The organism is Streptomyces sp. RG80, assembly GCF_040446465.1.
In the GTDB taxonomy this organism is placed as follows: Bacteria; Actinomycetota; Actinomycetes; order Streptomycetales; family Streptomycetaceae; genus Streptomyces.
In genome coordinates, this window is record NZ_JBEAAJ010000011.1 from 344,359 (window position 1) to 362,194 (window position 17,836).

Annotated in this window: 14 protein-coding genes; 11 read left to right on the forward strand and 3 right to left on the reverse strand. The window is 70.9% G+C overall.

What is annotated here, in order from left to right; translation table 11 throughout:
- The first annotated feature begins 163 nt into the window (after positions 1-163).
- On the forward strand, positions 164-2,215 hold the full coding sequence (locus ABKA17_RS36265) for a DUF4139 domain-containing protein (RefSeq protein ID WP_353696600.1): 2,052 nt from the start codon (positions 164-166) through the stop codon (positions 2,213-2,215).
- Between the two features lie 5 nt (positions 2,216-2,220).
- Complete coding sequence (locus tag ABKA17_RS36270; protein ID WP_353696601.1) at positions 2,221-3,780, forward strand: mucoidy inhibitor MuiA family protein; 1,560 nt, start codon at positions 2,221-2,223, stop codon at positions 3,778-3,780.
- 448 nt (positions 3,781-4,228) lie between these two features.
- On the opposite strand, the gene ABKA17_RS36275 is transcribed toward ABKA17_RS36270, so the two are convergent.
- Entirely contained in the window at positions 4,229-4,852 is a 624-nt protein-coding gene (locus ABKA17_RS36275; protein WP_353696602.1) for a TetR/AcrR family transcriptional regulator, read from the reverse strand.
- Between the two features lie 168 nt (positions 4,853-5,020).
- Here ABKA17_RS36275 and ABKA17_RS36280 point away from each other — a divergent pair, with 168 nt between their 5' ends.
- From ABKA17_RS36280 to ABKA17_RS36310, 7 genes are all read left to right on the forward strand, one after another.
- Entirely contained in the window at positions 5,021-5,836 is an 816-nt protein-coding gene (locus ABKA17_RS36280) for an oxidoreductase (protein ID WP_353696603.1), read from the forward strand.
- 34 nt (positions 5,837-5,870) lie between these two features.
- Positions 5,871-6,743: an alpha/beta fold hydrolase gene (locus ABKA17_RS36285; RefSeq protein WP_353696604.1), complete on the forward strand. Its 873-nt coding sequence runs from the start codon at positions 5,871-5,873 to the stop codon at positions 6,741-6,743.
- A gap of 263 nt (positions 6,744-7,006) precedes the next feature.
- The gene (locus ABKA17_RS36290) at positions 7,007-8,683 is read left to right on the forward strand and encodes an NAD(P)/FAD-dependent oxidoreductase (protein WP_353696605.1); all 1,677 of its coding nucleotides are present in this window, start codon (positions 7,007-7,009) and stop codon (positions 8,681-8,683) included.
- Between the two features lie 11 nt (positions 8,684-8,694).
- Entirely contained in the window at positions 8,695-10,143 is a 1,449-nt protein-coding gene (locus ABKA17_RS36295; RefSeq protein ID WP_502994491.1) for an ATP-binding protein, read from the forward strand.
- Positions 10,144-10,667: 524 nt separating this feature from the next.
- A complete protein-coding gene (locus ABKA17_RS36300) occupies positions 10,668-11,663 on the forward strand; it encodes an NAD(P)/FAD-dependent oxidoreductase (protein WP_353696648.1) in 996 nt (331 codons plus the stop codon).
- Positions 11,664-11,724: 61 nt separating this feature from the next.
- Positions 11,725-12,732, forward strand: a complete 1,008-nt coding sequence (locus tag ABKA17_RS36305; RefSeq protein ID WP_353696607.1) for an NAD(P)H-binding protein — start codon at positions 11,725-11,727, stop codon at positions 12,730-12,732.
- Positions 12,733-12,815: 83 nt separating this feature from the next.
- Positions 12,816-14,447 carry an MFS transporter gene (locus ABKA17_RS36310; RefSeq protein ID WP_353696608.1) on the forward strand — a complete coding sequence of 544 codons (1,632 nt, stop codon included), beginning with the start codon at positions 12,816-12,818 and terminating at the stop codon, positions 14,445-14,447.
- 246 nt (positions 14,448-14,693) lie between these two features.
- On the opposite strand, the gene ABKA17_RS36315 is transcribed toward ABKA17_RS36310, so the two are convergent.
- A complete protein-coding gene (locus ABKA17_RS36315; protein ID WP_353696609.1) occupies positions 14,694-15,659 on the reverse strand; it encodes a YihY/virulence factor BrkB family protein in 966 nt (321 codons plus the stop codon).
- Between the two features lie 125 nt (positions 15,660-15,784).
- Between ABKA17_RS36315 and ABKA17_RS36320 the strand changes: the two genes are divergently transcribed.
- Both ABKA17_RS36320 and ABKA17_RS36325 read left to right on the forward strand, forming a co-directional pair.
- Positions 15,785-16,165: a hypothetical protein gene (locus ABKA17_RS36320; RefSeq protein WP_353696610.1), complete on the forward strand. Its 381-nt coding sequence runs from the start codon at positions 15,785-15,787 to the stop codon at positions 16,163-16,165.
- Positions 16,166-16,357: 192 nt separating this feature from the next.
- Positions 16,358-17,005, forward strand: coding sequence for a hypothetical protein (locus tag ABKA17_RS36325; protein ID WP_502994492.1), 648 nt, complete (start codon positions 16,358-16,360; stop codon positions 17,003-17,005).
- A 32-nt stretch (positions 17,006-17,037) separates the two neighbouring features.
- Here the strand turns inward: ABKA17_RS36325 and ABKA17_RS36330 are convergent, their stop codons facing one another.
- A complete protein-coding gene (locus ABKA17_RS36330; RefSeq protein ID WP_502994493.1) occupies positions 17,038-17,793 on the reverse strand; it encodes a helix-turn-helix domain-containing protein in 756 nt (251 codons plus the stop codon).
- Positions 17,794-17,836: the final 43 nt, after the last annotated feature.

Sequence of the window (17,836 nt, forward strand, 5' to 3'; positions counted from 1 at the left end):
GCGCGTCACCCTACGCAGCTTGATCCGCGCGCTCACTCGAATATCGAGCGCGTGCCACAGCGGCGGAATCCACGCATGCCCTCATTGCATCACCAGGGCCCGAACGACCCCACGCCACGGGCGTTAGGCTTCGCCGGGCACGGACATGACGGGGGCTGAGCATATGAAGTCCGAAGAGACACCGCGATGGGCGACGACCCTTGACGGGGTCGTGGTGTACGCACAGGGTGCGCTGTGCACGCGGGTGGCGCGGGGCACGGTGCCGCCGGACGGGCGGGTGCTGTTGACGGGGTTGCCCCGCTCTGTGGACCGCGGCTCCGTGCGGGCCCGCGTCGTGGGCGACTCAGGTGCGCGTGTCACCGAGGTGCGGGTCGACATGGGTGCCGAACCGTCCGGCACGGGGCCCACGGGCGACCTGCGGCAGGAAGTGGAGCGGCTGGGCGAGGCGTGTGGAGCGGCCCGTGGGCGGCGCGACCGGATCCTCGACCGGATCAGGGAGATCACCGATCTGCACCCCGTCCCCCCGGCCCGCAAGCGTGAGGACCCGCACCGCCGCACTCCCGCCGAGGCCTGGCTGACGCTCGCGGACTTCGTCGACGAACGGCTGACGGCCCTGCACGACCGCCTCACCGCCCAGGAGGAGGAGCTGCGCCGCCTCGATCACGACCACGCCGTCGCCACGGACCGCTGGCGCCGCGCCTCCACCGACGCGCCCTCAGGACAGGTGCACACCACGGTGGGTGCGGCCGTCACCCTCGACGGCAGCGGTGAGGTACGGCTGGAGCTCGAGTACGCGGTCCCCGGCGCCGTATGGGTCCCCGCCTACCGTCTGACCTACCGTCAGGGCGACGGCAGCGGCACCCTCGTGCTGCGCGCCTCGGTCGCCCAGCGCAGCGGCGAGGACTGGGCCGGCGTGCGTATCGCGCTGGCCACCGCCGACCTCAAGCGGCAGACGGAGTCGCCGCGGCTGCGCTCGCTGCGGATCGGACGGCGTCAGCCCGCCCCCGAACCGGCCGGCTGGCGGGAGCCCCCGGCCGGCCTCGCCGACCTCTTCACCGCCTACGACTCGACGGGCCCGCGCCCGGACGTACCCGCCGCGCATGAGGCCGTGGCCGTCGGCGCTCCGCCCAGGCCCGCCGCCGACGCGGGCCCGGTTCCCCCGCCCGCTCCGCTGCCTCCGGCGCCGCCGGTCTACGGCGCTGCGCCGACGGCACCCGCACCCCCCGGCAGCCTCCAGGCGATGCCCCCGCAGGCGAACCGGATGCGGTCCAGCCCGCCCGCGTTCGCCGGCGCGCCCCCGGTGGCGCCCGCCGCGATGCCGTCGGCACCCTCGGGGGCGTTCCCCCCGCCGTCGGCCCCGCCCGCGCAGCTGACCGGTCCTCCGCAGCCCAGCGGCGCCGAACTCGACTACGCCGCTCTCGTCCTGAGCGGTCCCGACCAGCCCGCCGGCCGCCGGGGCCGGCTGTTCCCCGCCACCTCCTACGACCCGGTCGCGGTCGAACACCGGCGCCGGGCCGAAGCGGTGGCCGCACTGCCGTTGCCCGGCCACGCCGTGCGCCCTCGTGAGTCGGCGGGCTCCTTCGACCACCGCTACGACGCCGTCGCCCGCGCCGACATCCCCTCGGACGGCACCTGGCACACCGTCACCGTCACAACGATCCCGGTCGGACTGCAGACCGAGTACGTGTGCGTGCCGTCGGTGGAGCAGCGGGTGTACCAGACTCTGATCCTGTCCAACGCCACCGACCAGGCCCTGCTCGCCGGGCCTGTGGAGGTCGGCGTCGACGACGACTTCGTACTGACCGCCGCCCTGCCGACCCTCGCCCCGGGCGGGGTCCGCCGGATGGGACTCGGGCCGGCGGAGGACATCGAGGTCGTCCGGCGCACGAGCCTCCAGGAGTCGACGGCGGGGCTGCGCAACAACGTCACCGTGCTCGACCACGGTGTCCATGTGGAGCTGGCCAACCGGCTCGCCAGGCCCGTCACGGTCGAGGTGCGCGAACAGGTGCCGGTGACCGCCGAAGCCGACGTCCGCATCGAGGAACGGGCCGACTGGACGGCTCCCCAGGAGGGCGAAGGGCCCGATCAGCTCGCCCCGGGCACGCGCGTGTGGCGTGTCGACCTGCCCGCCGGCGCCACCGCCGTCCGTGACGGCGGCTATGAGATCCGTATCCCGGCCGCGAAGGCCCTCGTCGGCGGAAACCGCAGGAGCTGACCACCATGCCCACGGACCTCGAGCCGATCCCGCTGCCCGTCACCGCCGTCACCTGCCTCGAAGACCGCGCCCAGATCGAACGCTCCGCCACGCTCGACCTGCGGGCCGGCGTTCAGCGCCTGCGCCTGGGCCCGATCAGCGCCCTGGCGGTCGACCGCACCCTCCACGCCGAACTGACCACCGACCATCCGGCGACCGTCCTCGACGCCCGGATCGTCCGCACCTGGACTCCGCGCGGACCGCTGCCCGACGCCGACGACTCGGCGCTGCGCCTGCGCGTGCACGCGATCGAAGAGGAACGGTCCGCGCTGGAACAGCGACGTGACCGACTGCGCGCCCGGCTGGACCTGCTCGGCCGCCTCGCCACCGACCTGCTACGCGAGATCGGCGAAGGCACCGGACACGGAGAGACCGACACCGCACGGTGGAGTGCCGAACTGGACCGGGTGGACGAGGAACGCGACACCCACGCCGAGCAACTACGCGCCGCGGACGCCCAGTTGAAGGCGCTCACCACCGAACTCCAGGAAGCCGAACGCGCCATCGAGCTCGCCGAGCGGCGCCCCACCGAGTTGGTCGCTCACGTCGAACTGACCGTCGAGGCCGACGTGGCCGGCCCGGTCCGCCTGCGGCTCGGTCACGTCACCGCCTGTGCGCTGTGGCGCCCCGCGTACCGCGCCGTGCTCGACGGGGACTCGCTCACCCTGGAGACCGACGCGATGGTCTGGCAACTCACCGGCGAGGACTGGTCGGACGTACGCCTGACGCTGTCGACGGCCCGCTCGGCGTCGTCGAGCGAACCGCCGCGGCTCGGGGAGGACCGGCTGACGCTCACGGACCGCTCCCCCGCGGAGCGACGCACGGTCGCCGTCGAACTGCGCGAGGAGGAGATCGCGGAGCTCGGCCCGGCATCCGTGCTCGGCCTGCCGGGCGTGGACGACGGCGGCCGTACGCGGGTCCTGCACTCCCCCGCGCCCGTCTCCGTCCCCTCGGACGGCCACGCCCACCGGGTGCCGCTCTCCGTGGCCACCACGACCGCGCGCAGCGAGTACACCTGCTCCCCGGAGCTGTCCCCGCTCGTCACCCACCTGGTGCGCTGCGACAACCCGACCGGTCACGCACTCCTGGCGGGCCCGGTGGACCTCGTCGGCGCCGGCGGGTTCGGCGGCCGCGGCACCCTCGACTTCACCGCTCCCGGCGCGCCGCTCCGGCTCGCCTTCGGCAGTCACGACGACTACCGGGTGCTGCGCGAGGTCGAGGAGCACCGCGACACCACGACGATGACCCAGCGCACCACCGTCACCCGCACCGTGCGCCTGCACCTGTCCCGCTTCTCCGCACCCGGGGAACAGGACGAGCAGGTGGTGGCACTTCGGGAACGGATCCCGGTCTCCGAGGTCTCGGCAGTGGAGGTGAAGCTGCGCAAGGAGGCCTGCTCCCCCGCCCCCACCGCGGTCGACGCCGAGGGCATCGCCCGCTGGGACATCCCCCTGCCCCCGAACGGCCGCCGCACGGTCACCCTCGTCTACGAACTCTCGGCGAGCGGCAAGGTCAGCGGACTGTGAGTCCTTGGAGGACGCACGAGCGGACTGTGGCCGGTCGCGCAGCACGGTGACTGTCTCTTGCAGATGGACCGGTAATGCAAACTTCACGGGTTTCGGAGGTACGTGTCCGCCTGGTGCTCAGCATGATCGGCCATGGCCTTCGACGGGGAGCCCGTCAATGTGAGGCCGGTGCTCCTGCTCACCGGCATCGTCGGATGCGTGGCCGGCTTGAAGCTGGCGCACTGATGGGGCTCCCGGATCGCCGGATCCGCACCCGCCCGAGTCGGCGGAGCGGCGGCCGAAGCACCCCCGTCTGTCAGTGCAGCAACTCGACTGGATGCGGGCGCAGTTCTTCGCCAACCGCCCAGACGACCTCCCGGCGGCGCGAAACCTACCGGCCGCGCTTTCACGGCGCCTCAGTGGGCCGGCCGCATCACATTCCTGTGCGACGAGGCCGGCCGTGTCCTTCTCAGTGGTTGCGCGGGCGAGGCAGCAAGGCGAACGCGCTCTCCGCGATCGAGGTCAGGCGGTCGGGGCTGTGGCCGTACGCGCCCACGACATCGCTCCCGCGGATGACGGTCAGCAGAAGGAACGCGAGGTCGTCGGGATCCGCGTCGGGGTCGATGTCGCCGTTGCGCTGCGCCGCTCGCACACAGTCGGCCACCGCCGTCGCGACAACGGAGAAGCACTCCTTGGCCAGGCGTTTCACCTCGGGATCGGAGGCGCCGATCTCCAGGGCCATCTTGGCGGCGAAGCAGGCCGCCTCCGTCCGGTCGGAGGCGGGGGGTACGTCGGGGGCGAGTGGCACTCCGTGGACGGCGCGGAGCAGGTAGGCGTGCAGTCGTTCCATGGCACCCTCGTCCGGTCCGGCGAGCATCTTCGGCGGGCCCTGCCCCAGCCGGGCGAAGTAGCCCGTCATCGCCTCCAGCAGCACGCCGTGCTTGCCGTCGAACGCGGCATAGAGGCTGCCGCGACCCAGGCCGGTGGCGGCGCTGATGTCGTCGACGCTCGTGCCGTTGTAGCCCGAGGAGCGGAACTGCCGCTCGGCAGCATGGAGGACGTGGTCGCGGTCAAAGCTTCGTGGTCTCGCCATACAAAGACGGTAAAGCCGACCCACCCTTCTTGACAAGTCAGTACAGAACTGCCTAGGTTTTCGACTGTTCAGTACACAACCCTCCTGAGCTCACGGGACCGGCTTGGTCCGGGCTTGCAGGACCGCCGGCGGACCGTGTCGGTCATGGCCACGACTGAAGGAACCACCATGCAGACAGCTTCCCCAGTGGCCCTCGTGACGGGCGCCTCCTCCGGGATCGGGCGGGCGGCAGCGCTCGCCCTCGTGGGTGCCGGATTCGCGGTGGTCGGCACGAGCCGCAACGCGGCGAACACCGAGCCGCTCGCCGGGGTGACGTTCCTCGATCTCGACGTGGCCGACGACGACTCGGTCCACTCCCTGGTCGGGGAGGTGATCGAGCGGTTCGGCCGGATCGACGTCCTGGTCAACAACGCAGGCGTCGGCTTGGTCGGCGCCGGCGAGGAGAGCTCGATCAACCAGGCCACGGAGGTCTTCGACATCAACGTCTTCGGTCTGATGCGGATGACAAACGCGGTGCTGCCCCACATGCGCGCCCAGGGCAGCGGCCGCGTGGTCAACGTCGCCTCGATGCAAGGCCGGGTCCCAGGACCCTTCATGGCCGTCTACGCCGCCACCAAGCATGCGGTCGAGGGCTACTCCGAGTCCGTCGACCACGAGCTTCGCGAGCACGGCGTGCGGATGCTGCTGGTCGAGCCGGCCTACACAAGTACGAGTTTCGAGGCGAGCAGCATGGCACCCGACTCGCCCCTGTCGGTCTACGCCGCACAGCGGAAGATCGCCCGAGAGGTGCTGGCCACGGCCCTGCGCACCGCCGACCACCCGGACGTCGTCGCGAAGGTGATCGTCGCGGCCGCCACCGATTCCAAGCCCAAGCTCCGGTACCCCGCGGGCCCGATGGCCAGACGCGTCAGCCTCCTGCGCCGGATCGTGCCCTCGCGCGCCTTCGACGGACAGATCCGCAAGCTCAACCGACTGGCCGCCTGACCCCGCAGTACACCCGGCGCCCGAGGAGACGCACATGTCCAGAGCCAGAGACACCGAAGCCGGCATGAAGTTCGAGCACGTCACGTTCGACCTGCCACACGGCACCTTTCACGCGCTGCAAGGTGGTGATCCCGATGGTCGGCCGACGCTCGTCCTGCACGGCTTCCCGGACCATCCACCGACCGCGAAGCCCTTCCTCGCCGAGCTCGGCCGCCGCGGACGTCACGTCGTCGCACCCTGGCTTCGAGGTTACGCGCCGTCCCCGACCGCGGGGCCGTTCGACTTCGCGTCCCTCACCGGCGACGTACTCGCGCTGATCGACCGCTGGTCTCCGGGGCGGGCCGTGGAGTTGGTCGGCCACGACTGGGGCGCCCTGCTCACCTACGATGCCGCCGTCACCGCGCCCGAGCGGATCGAACGCGCGGTCACGCTCGCAGTCCCCCACCCCCTCACGTTGCTGAGTCGGCCGCGTCTCGCTCAGCTACGCCGGATCTGGTACATGGGGCTCTTCCAACTGCCGGGAAGCGGCTGGATAGCCTCCGCCCGCGATCTCGCCTTCATCGACCGCCTCTGGCGTCAGTGGTCGCCCGACCTCTCGCTCGATCCAGCTCTCCAGGCGGAGCTGCACGAGGACCTGCGGGCGAGCATGCCCGCGCCCATCAAGTACTACCGGGAGATGCTGCGACCCGGCATGCTCAGGGCGTCGCGCCGCCTGTCTCAGCCGATCACGGTGCCCCTGTTGCAGCTCTTCGGTGCCGACGACGGCTGCTTCCTCCCCCCGCAGGTCGACGACCGACATCGGTTCGCCGCCCCGCACGCGATGGAGGTCGTCCCCGACGTCGGTCACTTCCTGCACATCGAGGCCCCCGAGGCGATCGCGGAACGGATCGCGGCATGGGCCGAGTAGCGGATCACTCGAGCCTCGCGGCGAGACCACCGGGACGGTCGGCGCGGGGCGGACCGGCAGGCCGAGATCGACCGGCTGACGACCTTCGGGGCGCGGCAGTCCTGGACCACACGGGTGGACCCGAAGGGCAACGCACTCCGCGTGCTCGGCTCGCGGCGGAGCTGTCCGGAGCGAAGCAGAGCGACGAACCTACGACGCCTCAAAGGCGGCACGGCACCGAGCCGGCGCCGACCGGTCATCCAATCACTCAGGGTGGGAGACGTATGGCACAGGCCGCCGAAACAGCGCGGACCGTCATCATGACCGTGGACGACGATCCCGGGGTGTCCCGTGCCGTCGCCCGTGACCTGCGGCGGCGCTACGGCGAGTCGTACCGGATCGTGCGCGCCGAGTCCGGCGAGTCCGCGCTGGAGGCGCTGCGGGAGCTGAAGCTGCGCGGCGACCTCGTGGCGGTGATCCTGGCCGACTACCGCATGCCGCAGATGAACGGCATCGAGTTCCTCGAACAGGCCCTGGACATCTACCCGGGCGCCCGCCGCGTGCTCCTGACCGCGTACGCGGACACCAACGCGGCGATCGACGCGATCAACGTCGTCGACCTCGACCACTACCTCCTCAAGCCCTGGGACCCACCGGAGGAGAAGCTCTACCCGGTCCTCGACGACCTGCTGGAGGCCTGGCGGTGCAGTGACTTCCGGCCGGTGCCGAGCACCAAAGTCGTCGGTCACCGCTGGTCGGCCCGCTCGTCGGACGTACGGGAGTTCCTGGCCCGCAACCAGGTGCCCTACCGCTGGTACTCCACCGAGGAACCCGAGGGGCGGCGGCTGCTGACCGCCGCGGGACAGGACGGGCAGCGGCTGCCGGTGGTGATCACGGCTGACGGTACGGCGCTCGTCGAGCCGGAGGTACCCGAACTGGCCGCCCATGTGGGTCTCGCCACAACCCCGACTGCCGACTTCTACGACCTCGTCGTGATCGGCGGCGGCCCGGCCGGACTCGGTGCCGCGGTGTACGGGGCCTCGGAGGGCCTGCGTACGGTGCTGGTGGAGCGGTCGGCGACCGGCGGGCAGGCCGGGCAGAGTTCGCGGATCGAGAACTACCTGGGCTTCCCGGACGGGGTGTCCGGCGGCCAGCTCACCGACCGGGCGCGACGGCAGGCCACCAAGTTCGGCGCCGAGATCCTTACCGCGCGGGAGGTGACCGGTCTGGAGAGCAGCGGGGCGGCGCGGCTCGTACGGTTCGCGGACGGGTCACAGATCGCGGCGCACAGCGTGATCCTGGCGACCGGTGTGTCCTACCGGCAGCTGGAGACGCCGGGTGCCGACGAGTTGTCGGGCCGCGGTGTGTTCTACGGGTCCGCGCTCACCGAGGCCGCCGGCTGCCAGGGCCACGACGTGTACATCGTCGGCGGCGCCAACTCGGCCGGGCAGGCGGCGATGTACCTGGCCAGGGGCGCCAAGTCGGTCACGCTGCTGGTGCGTGGAGCGGACCTCACCGCGTCGATGTCTCACTACCTGATCCAGCAGATCGCCGACTCGCCGAACATCTCGGTGCGGGCCCGCACGGTCGTCGAGGCCGCGCACGGCGACAACCAGCTGGAACAGCTGACGTTGCGTGACACGACGAGCGGGCAGACCGAACGGGTCGACGCGAAGTGGCTGTTCGTGTTCATCGGCGCGGCCCCGCTGACCGACTGGCTGGAGGGGACGGTGCTGCGGGACGAGCGAGGGTTCATCCTCGCCGGGCCCGATCTGACCGCCGACGGGCGGCCACCGGCCGACTGGGGGCTGGACCGGCCTCCGTACCACCTGGAGACCAACATCCCCGGCGTGTTCGTCGCCGGGGACGCGCGCGCGGAGTCCGCCAAACGCGTCGCGTCCGCCGTCGGAGAGGGAGCCATGGCCGTGATGCTCGTCCACCGGTATCTGGAGCAGTCGTGAGCGGGCGGTTGATGCCGTGCAGCGCGGCGGAGATCAGCTCGCTGTTCCTCTTCGAGAAGCTGAACTCCGATCAGCTCGGCAGGCTGTGCAGCGAGGGACGGGTCGAACTGTTCGACCCCGGGCCTGTTTTCGCCGAAGGTGACCCGGCGACCGACCTCTACGTGATGATCGAGGGCACGCTCGTCATGTCGCGCCGGGTGGGCAGCGACGACATCGAGGTGAGCCGCACGTCCCAGCCAGGGGTGTACGCGGGGGCCGTGATGGCGTACCTCTGGGACGGGAAACCGCAGCGGTACATGAACTCGCTGCGGGTGTCGGAGCCGACGCGGTTCTTCGTCCTGCCCGCCGAATCGTTCGCGAACGTCATCCACGAGTGGTTCCCGATGGCGGTCCATCTCCTGGAGGGGCTCACCCTCGGTTCACAGACCTTTCAGCGGGCCGTCGGGCAGCGCGAACGGCTGCTGGCGCTGGGGTCGCTGTCCGCGGGTCTCACCCATGAGCTCAACAACCCGGCCACGGCCGCCGTACGGGCTACCTCCTCGCTCAGGGACCGGGTCGCGCACATGCGCTACAAACTCGGCGCCATCGCCTCGGGCGACTATCACCACGACGTCCTGAAGGCCCTGGTCGACCTCCAGGAGCGTACGGCCGAGCGGGTCTCCAACGCGCCGGCGCTGAGCCCGCTCGAAGCGTCCGACCGGGAGGACGAACTCGCCGACTGGCTCGACGACCACGGCATCCAGGACGGCTGGCAGATCGCGCCGACCTTCGTGCAGGGCGGTCTCGACGTCGACTGGCTGGAGCAGATCGCGGCGGCATGCGACCAGGAGGAGATCCTGCAGAGTGCCATCGGGTGGCTCACCTACACGGTCGAGACCGAGCTGTTGATGTCCGAGATCGAGGACTCCACCACCCGTATCTCGCACCTGGTCGACGCCGCCAAGCAGTACTCGCAGCTGGACCGCGCGCCCTACCAGGTCGCCGATGTCCACGAACTCCTCGACAGCACGCTGCTGATGCTGTCGGGCAAGATCGGTCCACAGGTCAAGGTCGTGAAGGAGTACGACCGTTCGGTGCCGAGGATTCCGGCCTACCCGGCCGAACTGAACCAGGTGTGGACCAACCTGATCGACAACGCGGTCTCCGCCATCAACAGCGCAGGCGGCGAAGGGACGTTGACCGTACGCACCGCTCTGGTGCACGACCGGCTGCTGGTGGAGTTCCGCGACACGGGCCCGGGAGTGCCGGCCGAGATCCGCGGCCGGATCTTCGACCCGTTCTTCACCACCAAGCCGGTGGGCGAGGGCACCGGGCTGGGGCTCGACATCTCCTGGCGGATCGTCGTCAACAAGCACCACGGTGACCTGAAAGTCGAGTCCGTACCCGGCGACACCCGCTTCCAGGTACTGCTCCCCCTCACCGCCACCGACCCCGTCACCGTCCCCGACCCGGCCCAGTAGCCCTCCTGACCAAGGACGCCGGAGTCGACCCCGGCGTCCCGCCCAGCGGGGCCGGCTACACGCCACCGGCGACTGCCGGGACACCGGCCATCCGGTAATCCGCAGGTACGAGCCCGGCGAGGCCTGGCTCTGGAACTTCGAGACGTCCGAGCTGTACGACTCCGGCCCGGCGATTCATCCGTGCCGCTGACGGCTGTGTCCTGCCCGCAGTCGGTCACTTCCTGCACATCGAGACCCCCGAGGCGATCTCGGAACGGATCGCGAGCGAGGGACAACCTGCCGTTCTTGACACCTCAGTACAGAACCGTCTAGGTTTCTTACTGTTCAGTCCATAACGGTTCTGAGCTCACCGAACAGGCTGCGTGCACGCCCGCCCATCCCAAGGAAACCGGGGCCGGGCTCTCCACAACAGCCCAAGACGGTCGCCGACCACAGCCTCGGCTTTCTGAACAGCTGACCCCCTCCAACCACCCAGAACTCGAAGGAATGACCGAACCATGACTGACAAGGAAAAGCAGGAAGCCATGGAGGCCACGGCTGCGACGACTCCTCCGTACGAGAGCGACGCACTGGCCGAGGAGACCGTCGACGCGGTGGTGATCGGCGGGGGCGCCGCCGGGCTGAACGGTGCACTGATCCTCGCCCGCTCCCGCCGCTCGGTCGTCGTGATCGACAGCGGCTCCCCGCGCAACGCACCCGCCGAGGCCGTGCACGGCCTCCTCGCCCTGGACGGCACCCCGCCCTCCGAGATCCTTCGACGGGGCCGGGAGCAGGTGCGCCAGTACGGCGGACGCGTCACCCACGGTCAGGTGGTCTCGGCCGAGCCCGCCGCCCCGTCGACGGACGGGGACCTGCGGTTCACCGTCACCCTGGCCGACGGCCGTCACATCAACGCCCGCCGCATCCTGGTGGCCACCGGCCTGAAGGATGTGCTGCCGGAGGTGCCCGGGCTCGCCGAGCACTGGGGACACAGCGTGGTGCACTGCCCGTACTGCCACGGCTACGAGGTGCGCGACGAGCCCATCGGCATCCTCGCCACCGGCCCCGCCTCCATCGGCCACGCGTATCTGTTCCGCCAGCTGACCGAGGACCTGACCTACTTCACCCACGGCACCGACCTGGACGAGGACAGCCGCGCCCGTTTCGCCGCCCGCGGCATCCGCGTCATCGACACCCCGGTCGCCGAGGTCGTCGACGACGAGGACGGTGCCCTCGCCGGGGTGCGCCTGGCCGACGGCCAGGTCGTGGCCCGCCGCGTCCTCGCGGTCGCCGCGCCGATGCAGGCCCGCACCCAGGGCCTGGAAGGCCTGGGCCTGCCGGTGCAGGACCTGCCGAACATGGGCCGCGGTTTCGCCTCCGGCAAGTCCGGCGTCACCGAGGTGCCGGGCGTGTGGGTGGCCGGCAACGTCACCGACCTGGTCGCCCAGGTCGGGGCCTCCGCAGCAGCCGGCGCACTCGCCGGCGCCGACATCAACAGGATGCTGGCCATCGCGGACACCGACGCGGCCCTCCAGGCCTGAGATCTCAGCCCGTCACCCACTCGCCTCACCTTCATCGGTGAGGAAACCGAAGGACACAACAATGTCGGAGCGCAATCCCATTCTGATCACCGGCGCCGGCGGCCAAGTCGGTGGTGTGAGCAGGGTGATGATCGACATGCTGCTCGAACAGGGCCACCCGGTGCGTGCGTTCGTGCGGCGGGACGACGAACGCGCGCAGTCGCTGCGCGAGGCCGGGGCAGAGGTCTTCGTCGGCGACCTGCTCAAACTCGCGGACGTGGCCGCCGCGTTGAAGGGTGTCCGGCGCATCTACTTCAGCATGACCCCGCAGCCGTACTACGCCGATGCCCTCACCGTGATGGCCGCGGCGGCGCGAGCCCAGGGCGACATCGAGGCCTTCGTGCACCTGTCCAACTATGAGCAGTCGTACATGACGCTCGAGAAGATGACCACGCCCGATGAGGAGCGGCGTTCCTGGCTCGGCGGACTGGTCACGGACTGGTCACCGCAGCAGCGGGCGCACTGGGTCTGCGAGCAGGTGCTGGACTGGTCCGGCCTCCCGACCGTCAACGTGCGCGCGACCCTGTTCGCCGAGAACCCCCATCTGACCTGGATGCAACTGGGCCCGCTGAGCAACGGTGAACTGCGCCTGCCCTTCGGCGACCAGCGGCTCGCGCCCATCGCCGTGCACGACCTGGCAGAGGTGTGCGTGAAGATCCTGGTCGACCCCGCACCGCACATCTCGAAGTCCTACGAGCTCACCGGCCCGGAGCTGAAGGACATGCACGGGTTCGCTGAGGACTACGCGGCCGCGCTGGAACGCCAGGTCGTCTACATCCCCGAGGAAGTGGAGGCCTGGAACGAGGCCTTCCTTGACGAGACCCTCCTCCAGGAGTCCCTGGGCGACCCGGCTGTGGCCCGGCATGTGGCGGCGCACCTCAGGATCCAGACCAGGCTGATCGCCGGCGGACGGTACGACGTCCTCTCCGACCAACTGGAAACCCTGCTCGGACGCCCGCCGCGGACCATGCGGTGGTCGCTGCATAACAACGCCCGCCTGCGCGAACTGGCGATTGCCCCGAGCCACTGAGCGCTACGGAGCAAAACCTGCCCCCCGACCGATGGGCGACCAAGAAATTCCGCTCGTCCGCCCCGTCCCTTCAGGAGCTACTGATGCCCTTCCTTGCAAATACCCCGGTGGAAAAGATGCCCGGGCCGTACGCGCGGCGCTGGTGGGCGCTGCTCGTCCTGTGTCTGAGCCTGCTGATCACGGTGATGGCGAACACGTCGCTGATCGTCGCCGCCCCCGACATGACCACCGACCTGGGCCTGAGCAGCAGTGATCTGCAGTGGGTCGTCGACAGCTACACCGTTCCGTACGCGGCGCTGATGCTGGTGCTGGGCGCGATCGGCGACAAGTACAGCCGGCGCGGCGCGCTGGTCACCGGTCTGCTGATCTTCGCCGCCGGTTCGGTGATGGGGAGCATGGTCGACGAGACCTCGCTGGTCATCGTGGCCCGCGCGATCATGGGTATCGGTGCCGCGGTCGTGATGCCGGCCACGCTGTCCCTCGTGGTCGCGACCTTCCCCCGGAGCGAGCGGGCCAAGGCCATCACCGCCTGGGCCGCGACCTCCGGGGTGGCGGTGGCCGTCGGCCCGCTCGTCTCCGGCTGGCTGCTCGAGGACCACGCCTGGGGCTCGACCTTCCTGATCAACGTGCCGATCGCCCTCCTCGCCGTGTTCGGCGCGCTCGCCCTGGTACCGCCGTCCAAGGCGGAGGGCATGGGCCGGATCGACTACGTCGGTGGCCTGCTGTCGATCGTCACCGTCGGCTCCCTGATCTACGCCGCCATCGAGGGCCCGCACTCCGGCTGGGGCGTCGGCCCCGTCACCGCCGCCGTGGTCGCCGGTGTCGGTCTGGTCGCCTTCGTCGCCTGGGAGCTGCGGCACCCGCACCCGATGCTGGACGTCAGGAAGTTCGCGCTGCGGCCCTTCAGCGGTTCGATGCTCGCGGTGATGTTCTTCTTCTTCGGTATGTTCGCCGTGCTCTACTACTCGACGCAGTTCCTGCAGTTCGTCCTCGGATACGACGCCCTGGACACGGGCCTACGGCTGCTGCCGCTGGGCGGTGCGGTGTTCCTCGGGTCCGCGGTGACCGGGATACTCACCCCGAAGCTGGGGGTGAAGCCGATGGTCGTGACCGGCCTGGTCATCGGCACGGCGGGCATGTTCCTGCTCACTCAGATCGACAAGGGATCGACGTACGGGGACTTCCTGACGCCGCTGATGATGCTGGGCCTCGCTCTCGGACTGGCCATCTCCCCGGCGACCGACACGATCATGGGCTCCTTCCCCGAGTCCGAGCTGGGCGTCGGCGGAGGTGTCAACGACACCGCGCTGGAGCTGGGCGGGGCGCTGGGCATCGCGGTGCTGGGCTCGCTGCTGGGCACGGCCTACCGGGACGAGCTGACCGACCTGGTGGGCAACCGGCTCCCGGGCGAGGCGATGGAGATCGCCAAGGACTCGGTCGGCGCCGGCCTGGCCGTCGCGGAGCGGGTCGCGCAGGATCCCTCCGCCGGGCCCCAGCACGCCCAGGCCGCCGTGGACGCCGTCCACCAGGCCTTCGCCCACGGAGTCGCCCAGACCAGCCTCATCGGCGGGATCATCATGGCCGCCGGAACACTGATCGTCTTCGCCATCCTGCCGAGCCGACGCAGGTTCGCGAAGCAGAGCGCCGAGCCGGGGGCCGGGACGACGGCGAGCGAGGCGGCGACTGCGCGGGAGCACACCGGAGCCACCCGCTAGATCGCCGGCCCCAGCCACGCGGATCCTCTCTTCTGCCGGCACACCTCACCGTCCTCGGCCTCCGGGCCGCCCCGAAGGAGAGCCCCGGGGCGGCCCGGAGGCCAAGGGCCGTGAGGTGACAGCGGCTGTGGGTGCCCCTTCCGGGGGAGGTCCAAGCGTAGAAGTCGTCGAGCAGCGCGTCAGTTTCCGGCCTCGCGAAGACGGGCGCAGGGACGGATCCTCGGGCAGGGGTCCCATCGGACGGTGTCACGGCCCCGGTCCGGGATCCGGGTGGACGGCCGATTCGATGCCGGCGCGGGCCGCTTCCAGTTGGGCGGCGAAGGCGATGCCCAGGAAGAGCGCGACGGCGGTGAGGTTGGCCCACAGCAGCAGGGCGATGAACGCGGTGAGCGGCCCGTACACCCCTCCGAAGGCACCGCTTCCCTCGACGTACAGGGCGAGCAGCCAGGTGGCCGACACCCACAGCAGGAGGTGTACGGCCGAGCCGAACGCCAGCCAGGTGTAACCGGGTTGGCGACGGCGCGGGGACCAGCGGAAAATCACGGCAGAGGCCATCCAGGCCAGCAGGAACCCCACGGGAATGTCGAGCACGCCCCACCACCGCGCCGTGCCCCCTGCCCAGCCGGCCGTCTCCGCCACCGCGTCACCGACCGCCCGCCCGGCGACCAGCACGACGAATCCCAGTACCAGAGGCAGTCCGGCGGCGAACGCGAGTGCCATGGCCCGCGCGTACTTGCGCGGGAAGGGCCGGTCCCGCTCGATGCCGTAGATACGGTTCGCGCCGCGCTCGATCTGGCCCATCGCCGAGGCGAGGTTCAACAGGGCGAAGCCGGTACCGAGCCACAGGGCGAGGGTGCTCCACACATCACCGTCCGCGGTGCGGCGCGCCCCGTCGAAGGCGTCCTCGACGATCTCGGCGCTGGCACCGGGCACGATACGGCCGAGCGTGAGCTCGATGACCCGGCCCAGGCTCTCCGTGTGCACGGACGTGGCCAGCCCGACGAGCGCCACGGTGCACGGAAGCAGGCCCAGGACCACCTGGAAGGCGAGCGCCCGCGCGTTGCTGAAGCCGTCGGCGTACCGGAACCGGGCGAAGGAGTCGGCAAGCAGCCGCAGCCCGCCGTAGTGGCGCAACGCGGTGAACGCCTCGTCTCCGGAGAGCTCCTCCCCGATCATGTCCCGGGTCTGTGGGACATGGACAGCGCTACCCATGGCGTGAACGCTCCTTGTCGTACGGCTGTTGCTTCCTGTCCGGTTGCCCCGCAATCCCCCGGTCCCACCTCCTATGGGGTGGAGCACGACGGCTGCCGGCGAAAGCGAGATGCGATCCTGCACGCATGAACCCTCTCGGCGACGCGAAGCTGCGCAGTTGGACGCTGCGATTCATGACCCTCCTCGCGGCCGACGCCCAGGATCAGCTCGCCTGGCTGGGCGAGCGTGAGCTGGATGCGGAGTCCGTCGTCGAAGAGGCGGAGCTTGTCTGCCGCGTCTGCGAAGGTCTCGCGGAGCGCGGTGTCTTCGAGTCGGGTGAGCTGCCCGATCTGCGGGCCATCGGCCGTCGCCTCGGCGAGATCGACGCCGCCGGCCGCACCGGTCTCTGGGCCGACGCCCTGGGCACGGACCCCGCGTGGGACGAGATACGAGCACTCGCCCGTCAGTTCCTCCTCACGACTCTGGGCGACTGGCGTCAGCCGCTCCCCCGCCCAGTGGCTCCGTAGCCGGGCGACGCGCGACGGGCGGCGGACGGCGGGCGACCACTGAGCGCGTCCAGGTACGCGATCGTTCGCAGCGGCCGACGGAAATCCGGTCGACGGACAGGTCCGGAGTCGTCATGATCCACACTCGTGACGACTTCCCAGCAGCTCCTGGTCCTGGCCGCAGCCCGCAACAACGCGCAGTGGTGCGCGGCCATGAGCCGATCGCACGGCCTGGCGGGCGAGTTCGGGGCCCAGGCCTGGACCGTCTCGTCTCGCACGCCTCCCTACTACCCGGACGCGGTGACGCTCGTGCCGGACGCCGATCCGGCTGCGCTGGCGGTCACGATCGACACCGATGCCCCCGGCGCCTCCGTCAAGGACAGCTTCGCCGACCTCGACCTGACGGAGGCCGGCTTCCACGTGCTGTTCGAGGCACAGTGGATCCACCGCCCGGCGACCACGCCGGCCCCCGCGTCGGATCTCGCCTGGGACGTGGTGGGCGACCCGGACACCCTGCGTGCCTGGGCGCTCGCCTGGGACGACGGGAACGGCGACGCCGACCTCTTCCGGCCCGAACTGCTCGACGACCCGGCCACGTTCGTCCTCGCCGGACGCTCCGCCGACGGCCGGATCGTCGCCGGGGCGGTCGCGAACCGCAGCGACCACGTGGTCGGCATCTCCAATGTCTTCGCACCGCACGGCGGACCTGACGCGGCCTGGCCCGTCGTACTGGACGCGCTGCACGGACTGTTCCCCGACCTGCCGGTGGTCGGCTACGAGCAGGGTGACGACCTGGCGGCAGCCGTCCGCCACGGATTCGAGCCTCTCGGTCCGCTGCGGATCTGGCTGCACGGCCGGTAACCCGAAGCGCGCCCCAAGGGCACCAGCCCTGCCTACGACGTCGGCCACGCCACGTCGTCGATCGCGAGCCAGGGTGCGGCGGCCACGGCGACGGGCGTCACCCCCGTGAACGCCCTGACCTCGCGGTGCAGATGGGACTGGTCGACGTAACCGCTCGCCACAGCCACCGCGGCGGCGCCGCCGCCCGCGGCCAGAAGGTGGGCGGCGTGGTCGAAGCGCACCAGCCGGGCGGCGTATTTGGGGGTGAGGCCGACCTGGGCCCGGAAGCGGGACCACAGGCGCTTACGGCTCCAACTCAGCTGGTCGGCCAGGTCGTCGACCCGCACCCGCCCCCGGTCGGCGCGTATCCGCGACCAGGCCACGGCCACTTCCGGATCGAGCGACGGGGCGGCGCTCAGCCATCGTTCCAGGGCATCCCGTGCGATCGTGAACCGTTCGTCCCAAGAGGCGGCCGCGCGCAGCCGGTCCTCGATCCTTCCGGCCGCGCGGCCCAGGACGTCGTCCAAGGCGACCACCGCGCCGCTGAGTTCGGTCGGCGCGCGGAGCACCGCGGCCGCCACGAGCGGTGACAGCCGGATCTGGAGACACGCGATTCCCCCGGCCGCCCGACCGCTGACACGGAGAGCGCCCGGGGCCAGTCCCACGACGACGCTGCCGTACGCGCGCCGGTCGGGGCCGTCGTAGGCGAGGCGGTCCCCTACGCTCAGGTCCACGATCAGCGTGACCGCGGGGTGCGCGACCATGGTGATGTCCGCGGCCGCCGGGGCATGTTGCCGGAATCCGGCCATGCTGATGCCCGGCAGTCGGCAGGGCTGCCGCGGCACTGCGATC